Below are 14,664 nucleotides of genomic sequence, written 5' to 3'. Positions count from 1 at the left end.
TGAGGGAGTGTTAGTGAGCACATCTGTGACTGACCCAACGCCATCGGAGGCAAGCCCCCTTCCACAAGGGTATGCGCACGTTCAAATTAAAAAATAATCATTTTTATGAATAAAGATATTTATAAATAATGAAATTAGAGAATATTAGCTTATACCAAAACAGCATTATATTTTTAAAATTCATTCCGTTATGTTTGAGTTCAACAGCCTACCCCTGACCTCGGATGGTACCCAGCGTGATTCAGATTCTGCGCGCCTGACCGGGTAATCCCGTCGCAGCAGAATCGTTGGACGGGAGCTCAACGTATGTTGCCACCTCACACCCCGCGCTTGCCCCACACCTAGCCCAAACCGCGCCAACCCCTGGAACGCCGGCCACGCCGCACCAAGCAGCGTGCCTGCCCGACTTCGCGATTTGGACAAGCTGGGAATGGATATGAAGCACGTTCTACAACCCACCACCGCCCTGGCGTTGACCCTGCTGGCCGCAGCGACACAGGCCCAGGACGACAGCACACTCTCCACCGTCGTGGTCACCGGTAACCGTGGCGCCGAGCAGCGCACGGTCACCAGCAGCCCGGTGCCCATTGATGTGGTCAGCGCCAAGCAATTGCAAAGCACCGGCAAGCCCGGGTTGATGGAAGCATTGAGCGCGGTGATCCCATCGCTGACCCTGCCGGAAAAAACCGGCTGGGACGCCAGTGGCATCGCCCGGGCGCCGAACCTGCGTGGTTTGAGCGCCGCCGAAGTGCTGGTGCTGGTCAACGGCAAGCGCCGCCATACCAGCGCCACCCTGAATATCAACGGTATCAACACCGGTGCGGCACCGGCCGACCTGGACCTGATTCCCATCAGCGCCATCGACCATGTGGAAGTGTTGCGCGATGGCGCCGCCGCCCAGTACGGTTCCGATGCCATCGCCGGGGTGATCAACGTGATCCTCAAGGCCGACGCCAGCGGCACCTCGGTAACGAACGCGGGGCTTGGCTATGACGGCAAGAAGCAGACCGTGCAACAAAGCCTCAACAAGGGCTTCGAGATCGGCAATGGCGGCATCGTGCAGCTGGCCCTGGATGCGCGCAGCCAGAACGACGACAACAAGGCCAGCGCCAACGGCTATAGCTATGAACAAGCCTATGACCTGGCAGGCAAGTCCACCTACGGTGGCTACGGCACGCCCAAGACCAACCTGCTGACCCTGGGCTACAACGCCGAGCTGCCGATTGACGACAGTTTCAGCCTGTACTCCTTCACCACCTACTCGCGACGCAAGGCCGAGCAGGGCCAGAACTTCCGCCTGCCGACCATCACCAACACCATCACCACTGGCCCCAACGGCTACCCGGCCGGGTACACCCCGACCTGGTACATCGACGAGGACGATTTCCAGGCGGCGTTCGGTGGCAAGGGCAGCGTGGGCGAGTGGGACTGGGACCTGTCCACCACCTACGGGCGTAACGAGGCGGAGCAGGGCACCACCCACAACCAGAACCCGTCCCTGGGCGAGGCCACGCCGAACAGCTTCACGTCCGGCACCTGGATTTCCACCGAGTTGACCACCAACCTGGACTTCAAGCGCGGCTTTGATATCGGCCTGCAGAAGCCCTTGGATCTGTCCTATGGCTTCGAGCATCGGCGCGACACCTATGAGGTGCAGGCCGGTGACTACGGGTCTTATGCCAACGGCGGCTACTGCGTGGCGCCGGGTAACTGTGCCTCGTCAGGGGCCCAGGTCACCAACGGCATTTCCCCGCAGGAAGAAAGCAGCGCTTCTCGCAACAGCCTGGCCAGTTATGTGGACGTGGGCTTCAACCCCTTGCCGGATTGGTACGTCGGCACCGCCCTGCGCTATGAGCATTACAACCAAGGCGTGGGCGCTACCCGCAGCGGCAAGTTGACCACCCGTTACGACTTCACGCCGCAGTTCGCGGTGCGTGCCACGGTGAGTAATGGCTTTCGTGCGCCGTCCCTGGCCAACAGTTTGTTCAGTGCGCGCTCCACCACCTATGGCGTGGTGGACGGTGTGTACCAGTCGATCAACTACGGCGTGCTGCCAGTGGGTTCGGCGGCGGCCAAGGCGTTGGGCGCCGAAGAACTCAAGCCCGAGCGCTCGACCAATTTCAGCCTCGGCTTGACCCTGACTCCCACCGACCGCCTGAGCTTCACCGCCGATGCCTACGTGATCAACCTGCGCGACCGCATCACCCTCACCGGCACCTTGCTCGGCCCGCAAGTCACCCAGGTGCTGCAGAACAATGGCGTCAACTCCACCTCCGGCGGCCAGTACTTTATCAACGGCGCCGATACCCGCACCAAGGGCCTGGACCTGGTCAGCAGCTACAACCAGGACCTGGGCCCGTTCGGCGCCCTGAAATGGACCGCCGCGTTCAACTGGAACCAGACCAGGATTCTCAATTACAAGCAATCCACCAACATCCTCGGCACCTCCTTTGATCTGATGGACCGCGAGGCCCGCAACCTGATCACCGGCGTGCAGCCCACTACCAAGCTGATCCTCGGCGGCGACTGGAGCATCGGGCGCTTGAACCTCAACCTGGCCCTGACCCGCTACGGTTCCTACAAGGAAGTCAATTCATCGGCCAACCGCGACCTGGACCGGGTCTACAGCGCCAAATGGATCACCGACCTCGACCTTGGCTACAACCTCACCAAAGACCTCAACGTAGCCATTGGTGCCAAGAACCTGTTCGACCAATACCCCAAGAAACAAGGGGTGCCGAGCAGCACCATGGTCGCCAGCTACGGCACCTATTCGCCCTACGGTTTTACCGGCGGGTACTACTACACCCGGCTGACTTACGCCTTCTAAGGCCTGCGAGGAATAGCACATGCCCATTGTCGCCAAACCCTACGACCTGCTCGATGAGATCAGCGCCCAACCGCTGCGCCAGCGCCGTATCTCGACGCCGATCAAGGCTCTGCAAGTAGTACCCGCCCGACATCCCTGGCGCTGGGCCGGGTCGATCTTCGCCTCGCTGGTGCTGCTCGCCATCGTGCATTCCCTGGCCACCAACCCGCGCTGGGAGTGGGGCGTATTCAGCCAGTGGTTCTTCTCGCCGTCAGTGCTGCGCGGGCTGGGGCAGACGCTGTTGCTGACCCTGCTGAGCACTGTGTTCAGCGTCATTCTTGGCACGGCGCTGGCCCTGGCGCGGCTGTCGGGTTCGCCGTTGCTGGCCGCATTGGCCTGGGGCTATATCTGGTTTTTCCGCTCGATGCCGGCGCTGCTGGTGCTGATCATTCTCTACAACTTTGCCTACCTGTATGACCACATCGTGCTCGGGGTGCCGTTCACCGACCTGGTGTTCGCCGAATGGTCGACGGTGGATGTGCTCAGCCAATTCACCGTGGCGGTGCTGGGCTTGAGCCTGATGCAGGCGGCCTACGCGGCGGAGATCATCCGCGGTGGCCTGATCGGTGTGGAAGCCGGCCAGCACGAAGCGGCGGCCGCCCTTGGGTTGCCGGCCTCGCGGCGTATCTTCCGCATCATCCTGCCCCAGGCGCTGCGCTCGATCCTGCCGTCGGGGTTCAACGAAATCATCGGCCTGGTCAAGGGCACCTCCATCGTCTACGTGCTGGCCTTGCCCGAGCTGTTCTACACCGTGCAGGTCATCTACAACCGCACCCAGGCGGTAATTCCGCTGCTGATCGTCGCCACCGTCTGGTACCTGATCATTACTACCGTGCTCACCAGCGCCCAGTACTACGTCGAACGCCACTTTGCCCGCGGCACCGCCCGGGTGCTGCCGCCGACGCCGTTGCAGCGCCTGCGCCGCTGGTTCAAGGAGAAGGCCCATGGCTGAAGCACGCGCCGGGCGCATTCAGATCCAGGGCGTGGGCAAGCGCTTTGGCAATCAGCAGGTGCTCGATAACATCGACCTGACCATCGACCCCGGCAAGGTCACGGTGATCCTCGGGCCGTCCGGCTCGGGCAAGTCCACCCTGCTGCGCACCATCAACCACCTGGAGAAGATCGATAGTGGGCATATCACCATCGATGGTGAATACGTCGGCTATCGGCGCAAGGGTGACCTGCTGTTCGAACTCAAGGAACGCGAGATCCTCAAGCGCCGCATCGACGTGGGTTTTGTGTTCCAGAACTTCAACCTGTTCCCGCACCTGACCGCCTGGGAAAACATCGCCGAAGCGCCGTTGGCCCACAAGCGCTGGAGCAAGGCCCAAGCCCACTTCAAGGCTGCCGAGTTGCTGGCCAAGGTCGGCCTGGCGGACAAGGCCGACGCCTACCCGCGCCAGCTCTCCGGTGGGCAACAACAGCGCGTCGCCATTGCCCGCGCCCTGGCGCTGGACCCCAAGGTGCTGCTGTTCGACGAGCCCACCTCGGCCCTCGATCCTGAGCTGGTGGGCGAGGTGCTGGACGTGATCAAGGGCCTGACCCGGCTGGGCGTGACCCTGGTGATCGTCACCCACGAGATCGGCTTTGCCCGCGAAGTTGCCGACCACGTGGTGTTTCTCTGCGACGGCCAGTTGATCGAAGAAGGCCCGCCCGAACAGATCTTCCGCCGACCCCGCCATCCCCGTACCCAGGCCTTTCTCGGCAAGGTGCTTTAGTTCAAGGAGTGACTGTCATGTTCATCCGTACCACCCGCGTGGCCTTGTTGGCGCTTGCCGCCAGCACCACGCAATACGCCTTCGCCGTGCAACAGGTTGATCTGAGCCCCGACCGCCCGCGCATCCATGTGCCGCGCAATGAAGCGGCCATCGCGCAGATCCCGCCGGGGTTCAAGTTCGCCCAGCCGGGCAAGTTCACCGTGGCCGTGTCCGGCGTGGCCGGGCCGCCGCTGGCGCTGCTCGCCAGTGACGACAAGACCACCATCGGCAGCGAAGCTGACACCGCGCAATTGATCGCCGACAGCCTCGGCCTGCAACTCAACGTGGTGCAGACCAGTTGGGAGGATTGGCCCCTGGGCGTCAGCTCGGGCAAATACGACGTGGTGATCAGCAACGTCACCGTCACCGAGGCACGCAAAAAGCGCTTTGATTTCGCCACCTACCGCCAGGATGTGCTCGGCTTTTACGTCAAGAGCACCAGCAAGATCACTGAGATCAAGCAGGCAGCGGACATTGCCGGGCTGAAGATCATCGTCGGCTCCGGCACCAACCAGGAAAAGGTCCTGCTGGCCTGGAACGAGGCCAATGAAAAAGCCGGCCTCAAGCCTGCACTGTTGCAGTACTTCGATGACCAGGCCGCCGCGCAACTGGCGGTGCAGTCAGGGCGCAGTGATGCGCTGTTCGGGCCGAACTCGGTGTACGCCTATTCGGCGGCAATCACCGGCGGTATCAAGCGCGTCGGCACCGTCAACGGTGGCTGGCCGCTGCAGGCCGATATCGCCGTGACCACGCGCAAGGACAATGGCCTGGTCCAGCCGATCCACACCGCCTTGCAAGGCGCGATTGCCGGTGGCCAATACGAACAGGTCTTGCAGCGCTGGGGCCTGGATGTGGAACGGGTCGACCAGTCGCTGATCAACCCGTCCGGGCTGCCGGATTAAGGAGGTTTGCACATGGGACTGACACGACGTGAAGCGTTGTCGAGCATTGCTGCGGTGGGCGGTGAAAAGGCCGTCAAGGACGCATTGGCGGTCTTGGGCCTGGGCCCATCCTCACACCGCCGGCCGCAACCGCTGAAACTCAACGACGGCCTGGGGCAGGGCACCCGTGTGCTGGTGCTGGGCGCCGGGATTGCCGGGCTGGTCACGGCACTGGAGCTGAGCCGCGCCGGCTTCAACGTACAAGTGCTCGAAGCCCGAGAGCGCGTTGGGGGCCGCACCTGGACCCTGCGCAACGGTGACCGCGTGGACTACAAGGATGGCCGCTCGCAGACCGTGGGGTTTGATCCGGGCCAGTATTTCAACGCCGGTCCTGCGCGCATTCCCAGCCAACACCGCACGATCCTCGACTATTGCAGCGAGCTGGGCGTGCCCCTGGAAGTGCTGGTCAACAGCAGCCATGGCGCCCAGGTGCGGCCGGACCTCAGCCAACCGGCGTTCAGCCTCGGCCAGGCGCTCAACGATACCCGTGGGCACCTGTCCGGGTTGTTGGCCAAGGCGGTGCAGCGTGACGCCCTCGATGATGTACTGAGGAGCGAAGAGCGCACGCGCTTGCTGGGTTTCCTGCAGGTGTATGGCGACCTGTCCCAGGAGCTGGCCTTCGAGGGCACCCTGCGTTCGGGGCACCTGGAATCCGCCGCCCACCCTGGCGCCTTGCCCGCCCGCTGTAGCCCGCTAGGGTTGGAGCGCTTGCTGCACCCGGAACTCTGGGGCGCCTTGCTGCACACCGAGTTTCCGGAATTCTCCGCCACCATGTTCCAGCCGGTGGGCGGTATGGACCGTATCACCGATGCCTTCTACCGGCGCGTGCATGAGCAGGTGCAACTGGGCGCCCGGGTGCGGCAGATCCGCCAATTGGAGGACGGCGTGGCGGTGACCTATCACGACCAGCACAGCGGCCGTGAACAGGTGGTGCGCGCCGATTACTTGATCTCGACCTTGCCGCTGCCATTGCTGGCCAAACTCGATACGGATTTCAGCGACCCGATCAAGGCCGCGTTGCGTAGCACCCGCAGCGATCAGGCGACCAAGGTGGCGTGGCAATCCCCGCGCTTCTGGGAAACCGATTACCGCACCTACGGCGGCCTGTCGTGGATCGAACACCCAGCGCGCCTGCTCTGGTATCCCAGCAACGACCTCAACACCCGCGATGGTGTGCTGGTGGCTGGATACGTGACGGGGGAGGGCGCCGACGCGTTTGGCGCACAGCCTCTCGATAAGCAGTACGCCACTTCGAGGGAGGCCGTGGAGCTCCTGCATCCGGGTTATTCCAAGCACCTGCGTAATCCGCTGGCGGTGTCCTGGGAACAGATCCCCTACAGCGAAGGCCCATGGCTGAAACGCGAGCACTTCCCGGCCGAGGCCAGCGCCTTGCTCGAACGCCCCCACGGCCGCGTGTACTTCGCAGGAGACGGCCTGGTGCAAAGCGGCGTGGGGATCTGGCAGGAGTCAGCCGCCAACTCAGCGCGCCATGTGGTCGCGCAACTGGCCGAGCGCGTCATCCAACAACGGCAGACCGCGGCCGTGGCCGCTTCCTAAGGAGTAACACCATGAGCAACAGCATCCAACGCACCAGCGTCGGCGACTTCCCCATCTCGCAAACCGTCACCGTGCCGGCCTCCGCCAGCCTGGTGTTCGTCAGTGGCACCCTGCCGGACCTTGCCGACCCGAGCGTGCCTGGGGTTTTTGGCGATACCGAAGTGCAGACTGTTTCGGTGTTCAACAAATTGCGCCAGATCCTGAGCCAACACGACCTGGATCTGGGCGATATCGTGCAGTTGCGGGTGTTTCTGGTCGGTACCGAAGAAACCGACGGCAAGCTGGATTTTGCCGGGCTGCAGCGTGGGTATACGCAGTTCTTCGGCACGCCGGAGCAGCCGAACAAACCGGCGCGGACAGCGTTGCAAGTGGTGGCGTTGCCGTTGCCGGGGGCGTTGGTGGAGGTGGAGGCGATTGCTGCTCGGGCGTTGTGATTAAACCCGTTACTCGGCGGCGTGAAGCCTTTGCTCTGTCGCTCGATCGATCAATGCCCGCAATGCTTCGAACAAGGGGTCGGCATCCGTGTGTTTTTTGCCGTAGGCCAGGTTGAAGGCGTAGTCGAAATCGGGAGGGTTCAGCCCCTGGGTGTGCTGCAGCAGGGTCTCCAGTTTGTCCATGGCCTTGACCGCTTTTGCTTCCGGCGAAAGCGCGTTCTCGTAATCATCCCACAACGTCAGGATTTCGGTTTTCAGCGGGCTGTCCAGGGACTGGGCCAACAGCAGCAGGTCGAGTCGCTCCTGTTCGCCCTTGTTGGGAAAGGCCGCCTGGCTGACCGCCGGGATATCGCCGTGGATGGCTTCGCCCAAATCATGGATAACGCACATCTTGAGGATTTTCAGCAGGTCCAGGCCGGGCAGTTGATCGGCGAACACCATCGCCATCAGACACAGGCGCCAACTGTGTTCGGCCGTGCTTTCAGTGCGACCCGAAGCCGTGTGGGCACTTCTGAGCACATCCTTGAGTTTTTCCGCTTCGCGCAGGAAATCGAGACGGCCTTTGATTTTTTCCAGGTCCATGATGCTGCCCCCACAAGGTCGGTTATGCAGGTAAGCCTAGGTGCGCGAGTGTAGATCGTCCACGCATAAAATATGCGCGGTGTTCAGTCAGAGCGTCTCGACCAGGCGCGCGGCGCTGCCATCGCTCAGGGTCATGCGCGTCCAGCGACACAGGCTTGGGCGTATCGGCACGAGGCTGGAATCGTTGCTTCCAGTGGTGAACTCAAGGGCTGGGGGTGCCTGGGTTTCGCGCCAGCCGGTGTGCTCCAGGCTGGCTTCGATCAGCTGGATTTCCTGGGTTGCGAAGCGCCACAGCGACTGGCCCATAAGGTCGGTGAGCGGGCTGGTGAATTGGAGTGCGCGGGAGGGCGAGCATGCGAGCAGGCGGTGCGTCAGGTCGCATACCAGGTGCATCGCTTGCGAACTCTCACTGACCAGCCGGGCCAATGCCTGGTCGGCGGCTGCATCAAGCCGGGCTGCCAACAGTTGCTCAAGCTGTTGGTGCGCAGCCGGATCCATTGCTTGTATGCCACTTTCCCAGCGCGAAATAGTCGATTGCGTGACGTTGAATAGCTGCGCCGCATGGCTTTGCTTGACGCGGTGCAGCAAACGCCATCGCCGCAGCGCAATGCCGGGCAGCGCAGGCTTGAGCAAGGAGTGAGGCATTTGCGGTTCCTGAGCCGGCGGGTGGATGACGAGTGTGATGATATGAGGGCCGCAGTGCAAATGAGTGGGATGAACGGCCCTCGGTTTTCTAATGTGGGAGGGGGCTACTCTCTATTCCTGCAACAACAACGCCTGCTGCTTAAGCCTGCGCTTCTGCACAAACGGCAACTTTTCATCATCCCCATACGGCGCGCTGTACCAATTGCCGTAGCTCGGGTTGGGCAGCAGGAACCAGCGTTGCCCCAGCCAGTCCACATAGGGTTCAACGGCCTTGCGCTGCGCAGCCAGGGTGTTGTGTTCGGCCTGCACGAAATCTCCCAGGGAGTCACCGGCCATCAACAGCACGCGTGCCTGGCTGGCGACCCATTGACGGCGGCAGTTCTTGCCGTAGCCGGCGCTTTCACAGTGGCCGGTAGGCGTGCTGGCCGCCAGGATCTGTTCATTACTCTCAATCGGAAAGCCGCGTAAACGCAGGTTGTTGGCCGTGGCCGCGACCTGGCTGTGTTCCCGGTTGGTGAGGTAATACACCTTGATCCCTTTTTGCCTGGCAGCCTGCAGGAATGCCACGGAACCTGGTAGTGCCTGGGCCTTGGCCTGCTCCACCCAGGTGTTCCAACGGTCATAGGAATACACCTGGTTATTGATGATGTCGCGGGCGTTGAGCGGCACGTTGTCCAGCAGGGTCTCGTCGATATCCACCACCACCGCCGGTGGCAGGCCGGCCAGCTTGCGCGCCGGCAAGGGCAGGGCGTCCCAGGTTGGGTCGGCCAGCGCTACATCGAGTTGGCGGGTGGCGTTGGCGAAGAGCTGGCGGTAGATCAGCTCGTGCTCGATGGACGTCTGGGTCCAGAGCACGGCGTCGAGTTGGTCGTTGGCCGGCGGGGTCTGTTGGCAGCCTGCCAGGGCGGTGGTCAACAGGCAGGCACTGGCGAAGAACAAGTTACGCATGGGCAGGTCTCGCAGAGGGTAGGCGCGTGGTCAGCACAGTAGCGCAATCACCCGCACAATCAAGGCGTGCACACCAGTGACTGGCGCTCATAATTCAGCGCCTTGTTCGGCGGTGGCAACGCATAGGTGGCACGACAATGCTGCTCACCCCACTTGATGATCAGCGTGCCCTGATCCTCTTCCACCAGTGCCAGGGCATTGCCATTCGGATCGGCAATCGCCAACTGCTTGCCATTGGCGTCTTCCAGTGAGGCACCAAACGACAGCGGCTGATGCTGTGCGTCGAACAACTCAAACAATACGCGCCGTCCGGTAGTACCACTGTAATGCGCCACCACGATGGCGCCACGGCGCGGCACCAGTTGCTGGGTGGCGTTGGTGATTTCCACGTCGCCACCCAGGTCGCGGGTGTCCAGGCTGATCCAGTTGACCCGGTAGGGTTGCGCAGTGGGCACCACCGCATAGCCGTTGTAACCGGTTTCCACCCCGCTGTAGCTGCTGATCTTGGCCCCAGAGACGCCTGGTACTTCGGCCAGGGCGAAGGTCTCGCTGACCGTCTGCCCCAGGTTGACGCCACCCGCATGAGCCACCACGGAGCCTGCGAGGTTGAAGTTCTGTGAGTTGTAGCCCTGGCCCTGGCTGTAACCGAGGCTGACGTCTGCCACGGCGGTGCGGCTGTTGATGTTCACCGAGCCTGAGTCGCCGCTGGTGTCACTGTGGCCCGCCTGCACCGAATAGAAGGTGTCGCTGGTGTCGGCCACGTAGCCGTTGATGCCTGCCTGGGTGGTGGTGTCGCCACGTTGGTGGCTGGTGGTGACAAACGCCCGTGGCGCACGGGCCTGGCTGCCCAGCGGGAAGGACACCGACAGGTTCAACTGTGTGTCGCTGCTCGGCTCGCCCCAGGTGACGATCTGCTTGGTGCGCGTCACGCCAAGGTTGTAGCTCAGGTCGCCCCAGTTGCCGGTGTAGCCCGCGGAAAAGCTCTGGGAACCGCCGCGATTCCAATAGCGCTGGTCGCTGGCGTTTACATACAGGCTGCCGAATTCGCTGTTGCGTCCGATGCTCTGGTTGATGGTCAGGTCGGTGCGGGTTTTCGAGTGGCCGGTGCGCACGCGCAGGTCTTCGCTGCTGTCTTCCACATGGTCGGTGAGGGTGCGATAGCCCTCGGTGGAGTAGCGATAGGCGGCCAGGGTGAAGTTGGTATCGGTGCCGGCAAAGGTCTTGGCGTACAAGGCGCGTACGCTGCTGCCCTGGGAGGTTCGGCCCTGGGCCTTGCTGGACGAATGGGTGGTATCCAGGGAGAACGCACCGAATGCGGTGTTCCGGCCGGCGCCGATCGACAGCGCGCTGTAGTCCTCACTGGCTTGCACACCGACAATCCCGCTGAGGTTGCTGGTCAAGCCGTAAGCCAGCGTACCGCTAAAAAAACGCGGGCTTGCCAGGCCATCGGCATTGCTTTTGAACGTGCCCGCCGAGAAGCTGTATTTGACCTGGCCTTCGCGCACCATGATCGGCAGGCTGGAGAACGCCTGCATCGTCACCCGGCGCGTGCCGTCGGCTTCGATCACGGTGATTTGCAGGTCACCGTTGGAGCCGCTGGGGTAGATATCGTTGATCTCGAACGGCCCCGGCGCGACGTTGGCGGTGTAGAGGATGTAGTCGTTCTGGCGGATCTCAACCGTCGCGTTGGTCTGCGCCACGCCGCGGATCACCGGCGCGTAGCCGCGCTCGCTGTCGGCGCGCATGCCGTCGTCGGAAGCCAGCTTGACTCCGCGATAGCGCACGCTGTCGAACAAGTCGGTGTCGGAGAAAATTTCACCGGCGCTGAATTGGCCCTTGATCGCGGTGACGTCATGCTGCAAGTACGTGCGGTTGCTGGTGAAGGTATTCGAGCGATCGGTGCCGCCGCTCAGGTTCGACTCGTTGCGCAGGCGCCAGGCCCCCAGATTGATGCCGTTGCGCAGGCCCAGGTTATTGGCGATGCGGGTCTTGTAGTCGCCGGCGGTGCGGCTGCTGTTGAGCTGGTAATTGATGAAGGCGGCGGGCACACCGTCGTCCCACAACTGTGGGTCGACATACCCGCGCAGGCCGCGCTGCATCGCTACCTGCGGAATACTCGCGAGCAGGCGCAGACGGCTGCTGTCGTAGCGCACGCTGGCGTCTTCGATCATTTCGGCAAGGGCGTAGCATTCCTGCGGCTGCTGCGGGTCGAGCTTGCCCTCGGCCTGCAAACGGTGCAGGTCGATACCCAGTTGCTTGAGCAGGTCGAGGGTCAGGCAGGCTTCGACGCGGTCGTTCTTGGGGTTGCGCTTGAAGTCGATGTCGCGTCGGCCCACCAGCACTTCGTTGCTGTACAGGTCGACGCGGTAGTTGCCCGGCAGCACGCTGTTGGCCGAGAGCAATTGCTGCAGGTCCACTGGTGACTGCGAGCCTTGCAGGAAGGTGGTGTTGAAGGTTTCCGCAGCGTCATCGGCCATGGCCAGGCTGGGCAAGCTGGCAGCGATCGCCAGCGACAGCGTCTTCAACTTCAGTACGCCACGTGCGGGCCTGTTGCTGGAAAGAAAAGACATGCGAAGACCTATGACATCCCTGATTGACGGACAGCCGGGCACGCAAACACGCACGCGAAGTGAGCCTGTGGGTTAACGAAAGTGCTTAGGGGTTGAGGCGCGATTCAGTCGCGTGCGCCGGCAGCGTCGCGCCGCTGAACAAAGGCGCGCTGTAGTGATTCTGCGCGCCGTAGTCATTGATGCTGGAAAACGACAACTGCACCGGTCCGCTGGCAACTGGAGCATTGAGCGCAAACTGTTTTTGCTCGCCAGGCGCGATCATGGTGGAGTCGCTGGCCAGTACCGCCTGCACTTTGATGTCGGCCATGGACACGTGGTACAGCGTCGGGTTTTTCACCTGCAACAGGGTTTGGCTGCCATGTCTGGCCAGCGTCCATTCAAGCTGCGCAGGGGCTTGCAGCGCACTGCCGGTGAGGCCTGCAGGGCGGTAAAAAATCTTGATGCGTTGGCGTATAGCCAACTGCAAGGTGTTCTCGGCTTCGCTGGCCTTGGGGATTTCCTGCACGTTGAGCCACACCACCGACTCGCGGTCCGTGGGCATGCCGGTGCCTTCGTACAGGATTCGCAGCAGTTGTTGTTCCTTGGCAAATACCCGCGCCAGGGGCGGGGTGACGGCAAACGGCGCGCGGCTGGCGCTGGCATCGTTCATGTCGACCCAGGATTGAATCAATACATCCTGGTTACCGTTACGCACGGTAATGTTGGCTTCCTTGTGGTCACCGTCAAACACGATACGGGTGGCATTCAATGAAATGCTGGCGGCGGCCTGGGTAGCCATGAGCAAGCCCAGCAGCCCCAGACATGCGGCAATAGAACGAGGCGGCATGAGGGTTATCCGGTGTAATCAGAAGACAATGGCGAGGCCGCAAGGCCTCGCGCGTTTGGTGCCCGGGGCGCCGAATTATTCGTATTGCAGGATGAACGGCAGGGTGGCGTCACCGCGACCGGCGGTGGACGAACCCGCGGCTGCGGTAGTGACGTAGGCGGCCGCGAAGCTCAGGCTGGCGTCGCCGCCTTCAGTACCGGCACCGTGCATGGTGCTTTCAATGCGTGCGGTGCTTGGCGAGCTGAGGTCGATCAGACCGCCTTTGCTGTCGAGCAGGGCAATACCGACGTTTTGTGCAGTGGCCGAACCCGGGTTCAGGGCCAGTACTTTTTTGCCGGTGACCAGGCCCGAACCGCCGTTGTTGGCGTCAAAGATCATGGCGACCTTGGTGCCCTGGTTGCAGTTGACGTTCAGGTTGAAGTCTTTGGCGGTCACGCGGCCTGCGGTCGGGTTTTCCGCGGTGCCCATGTCCTTGATCGATACGTTGCCCATGTCCACCGAAATGGTGCGGTCGGAGTTGGCGCCGTCCACCGAGCAGGCATCGTTATTAATGACGCCGGTGAAGGTGATTTTACCGCTGCCGCCCAGGGTTGGCGTCGGAGCAGGGTCCGCGGCAAATGCACTGCCGGAAGCGGCGATAATGGCCGAGGCGATCACAGCCAGGGAAAACTTCTTCATGATGATGTCCGTAAGTGTTAGTTGAAAAAAGTGCTGTTGTTGAACTGCGAGCAAAGAGTAGGCGACGAGGCAGAGGGAGCGAATAAGACGATTCTTATAAGCTCTGGGGCGGGCAGCTTATTTGTGCTGTTGCAACGGTGGAAGGCTCGAAAACAAAGGGCAAAGCCATTGTCCAGGAATGGCTTGCAAGTTATGCGTTAGTTGAAGATGTTTCGTTCCAGGCAATAAGCAAGTAGATCCTGGTCGCTGCTCACTTCAAGTTTGCGCATGGCCGATATCTTTTGCGCGCTGATGGTCTTTGAACTTCGGTTCTGACGGCGGGCAATATCACTCACGCTCATGCCGGAAATGAACAAGCGCAGGATCTCGAACTCTTTGGGCGATAAACTGGTGAAGCGTTCGTCTATGGCGGTGAGGGTCTCGATCACTGAGGTTTTGGGCGGCTCCAGGCTTCGATAGGCGCTGCGCTGGGCGATCGCCTTGAGTGCCAATTGAATTTCGGTGTGCAACTGGCTTTTCTGAATGATGCCGACCACGCCCAGTTCCTGCAGGCGGGTGAGGATCAGGTAGTTGGAGATCATGGTCAGGATCAGGATCTGTACCTGCGGGAAATGCCGTTTCAGGTACTCCACCAGCTTCAGGCCATCGCCGTAGGGCGAGTCGCCTGGCATGTTGTAGTCGGTGATCACGATATCGACGCCTTGATGCTGCAACAACTCGATCAGGCCGGCCGAACACACGGCCTCGCCGACGACTTGAAAGCGTATGTCCCGCTCTACCAGTTCGCGAACGCCCAGCAACACGATCGGGTGATCGTCGGCGATTACCACGTTGAATTTTTTCATAAAGGGCCGTCC

13 protein-coding genes are annotated in these 14,664 nt (G+C 61.8%); 6 read left to right on the top strand and 7 right to left on the bottom strand.

Annotated elements, in window-relative coordinates; translation table 11 throughout:
• The first annotated feature begins 436 nt into the window (after positions 1-436).
• Genes ASD70_RS13370 through ASD70_RS13345 form a run of 6 tightly spaced genes read left to right on the top strand, consistent with a single transcriptional unit; the run spans position 437 to position 7,558 of the window.
• Entirely contained in the window at positions 437-2,830 is a 2,394-nt protein-coding gene (locus tag ASD70_RS13370; RefSeq protein ID WP_056846738.1) for a TonB-dependent receptor plug domain-containing protein, read from the top strand.
• A gap of 19 nt (positions 2,831-2,849) precedes the next feature.
• Positions 2,850-3,821: an amino acid ABC transporter permease gene (locus tag ASD70_RS13365; protein ID WP_056846689.1), complete on the top strand. Its 972-nt coding sequence runs from the start codon at positions 2,850-2,852 to the stop codon at positions 3,819-3,821.
• Positions 3,814-4,587, top strand: coding sequence for an amino acid ABC transporter ATP-binding protein (locus tag ASD70_RS13360; RefSeq protein WP_056846688.1), 774 nt, complete (start codon positions 3,814-3,816; stop codon positions 4,585-4,587). Before ASD70_RS13365 ends, ASD70_RS13360 begins: the two co-directional genes overlap by 8 nt.
• Positions 4,588-4,604: 17 nt before the next feature.
• Positions 4,605-5,528, top strand: coding sequence for an ABC transporter substrate-binding protein (locus ASD70_RS13355; protein WP_056846687.1), 924 nt, complete (start codon positions 4,605-4,607; stop codon positions 5,526-5,528).
• A gap of 12 nt (positions 5,529-5,540) precedes the next feature.
• Positions 5,541-7,124 carry a flavin monoamine oxidase family protein gene (locus tag ASD70_RS13350; RefSeq protein WP_056846686.1) on the top strand — a complete coding sequence of 528 codons (1,584 nt, stop codon included), beginning with the start codon at positions 5,541-5,543 and terminating at the stop codon, positions 7,122-7,124.
• Positions 7,125-7,135: 11 nt separating this feature from the next.
• Complete coding sequence (locus ASD70_RS13345) at positions 7,136-7,558, top strand: RidA family protein (RefSeq protein ID WP_046068825.1); 423 nt, start codon at positions 7,136-7,138, stop codon at positions 7,556-7,558.
• Positions 7,559-7,567: 9 nt separating this feature from the next.
• Here ASD70_RS13345 and ASD70_RS13340 read toward each other — a convergent pair whose 3' ends face one another.
• The 7 genes from ASD70_RS13340 to ASD70_RS13310 all read right to left on the bottom strand — a co-directional run bounded on the left by ASD70_RS13340 (position 7,568) and on the right by ASD70_RS13310 (position 14,652).
• The gene (locus tag ASD70_RS13340) at positions 7,568-8,140 is read right to left on the bottom strand and encodes an HD domain-containing protein (RefSeq protein WP_046068824.1); all 573 of its coding nucleotides are present in this window, start codon (positions 8,138-8,140) and stop codon (positions 7,568-7,570) included.
• Positions 8,141-8,227: 87 nt separating this feature from the next.
• A complete protein-coding gene (locus tag ASD70_RS13335; RefSeq protein WP_046068823.1) occupies positions 8,228-8,785 on the bottom strand; it encodes a helix-turn-helix domain-containing protein in 558 nt (185 codons plus the stop codon).
• 111 nt (positions 8,786-8,896) lie between these two features.
• Positions 8,897-9,733, bottom strand: coding sequence for a 5'-nucleotidase, lipoprotein e(P4) family (locus ASD70_RS13330; RefSeq protein WP_056846685.1), 837 nt, complete (start codon positions 9,731-9,733; stop codon positions 8,897-8,899).
• Between the two features lie 59 nt (positions 9,734-9,792).
• Entirely contained in the window at positions 9,793-12,303 is a 2,511-nt protein-coding gene (locus ASD70_RS13325; RefSeq protein ID WP_056846684.1) for a fimbria/pilus outer membrane usher protein, read from the bottom strand.
• 85 nt (positions 12,304-12,388) lie between these two features.
• The gene (locus ASD70_RS13320) at positions 12,389-13,129 is read right to left on the bottom strand and encodes a fimbrial biogenesis chaperone (RefSeq protein ID WP_056846683.1); all 741 of its coding nucleotides are present in this window, start codon (positions 13,127-13,129) and stop codon (positions 12,389-12,391) included.
• A gap of 75 nt (positions 13,130-13,204) precedes the next feature.
• On the bottom strand, positions 13,205-13,807 hold the full coding sequence (locus ASD70_RS13315) for a fimbrial protein (protein ID WP_056846682.1): 603 nt from the start codon (positions 13,805-13,807) through the stop codon (positions 13,205-13,207).
• A 197-nt stretch (positions 13,808-14,004) separates the two neighbouring features.
• Positions 14,005-14,652, bottom strand: coding sequence for a response regulator (locus tag ASD70_RS13310; protein WP_046068819.1), 648 nt, complete (start codon positions 14,650-14,652; stop codon positions 14,005-14,007).
• Between the last annotated feature and the right edge of the window lie 12 nt (positions 14,653-14,664).

Origin of the sequence: Pseudomonas sp. Root569 (genome assembly GCF_001427465.1) — a bacterium.
Lineage (GTDB): Bacteria > Pseudomonadota > Gammaproteobacteria > Pseudomonadales > Pseudomonadaceae > Aquipseudomonas > Aquipseudomonas synxantha.
The sequence above is the reverse complement of the archived record's forward strand: the minus strand, read 5'-3'. Positions and strand labels throughout refer to the sequence as shown.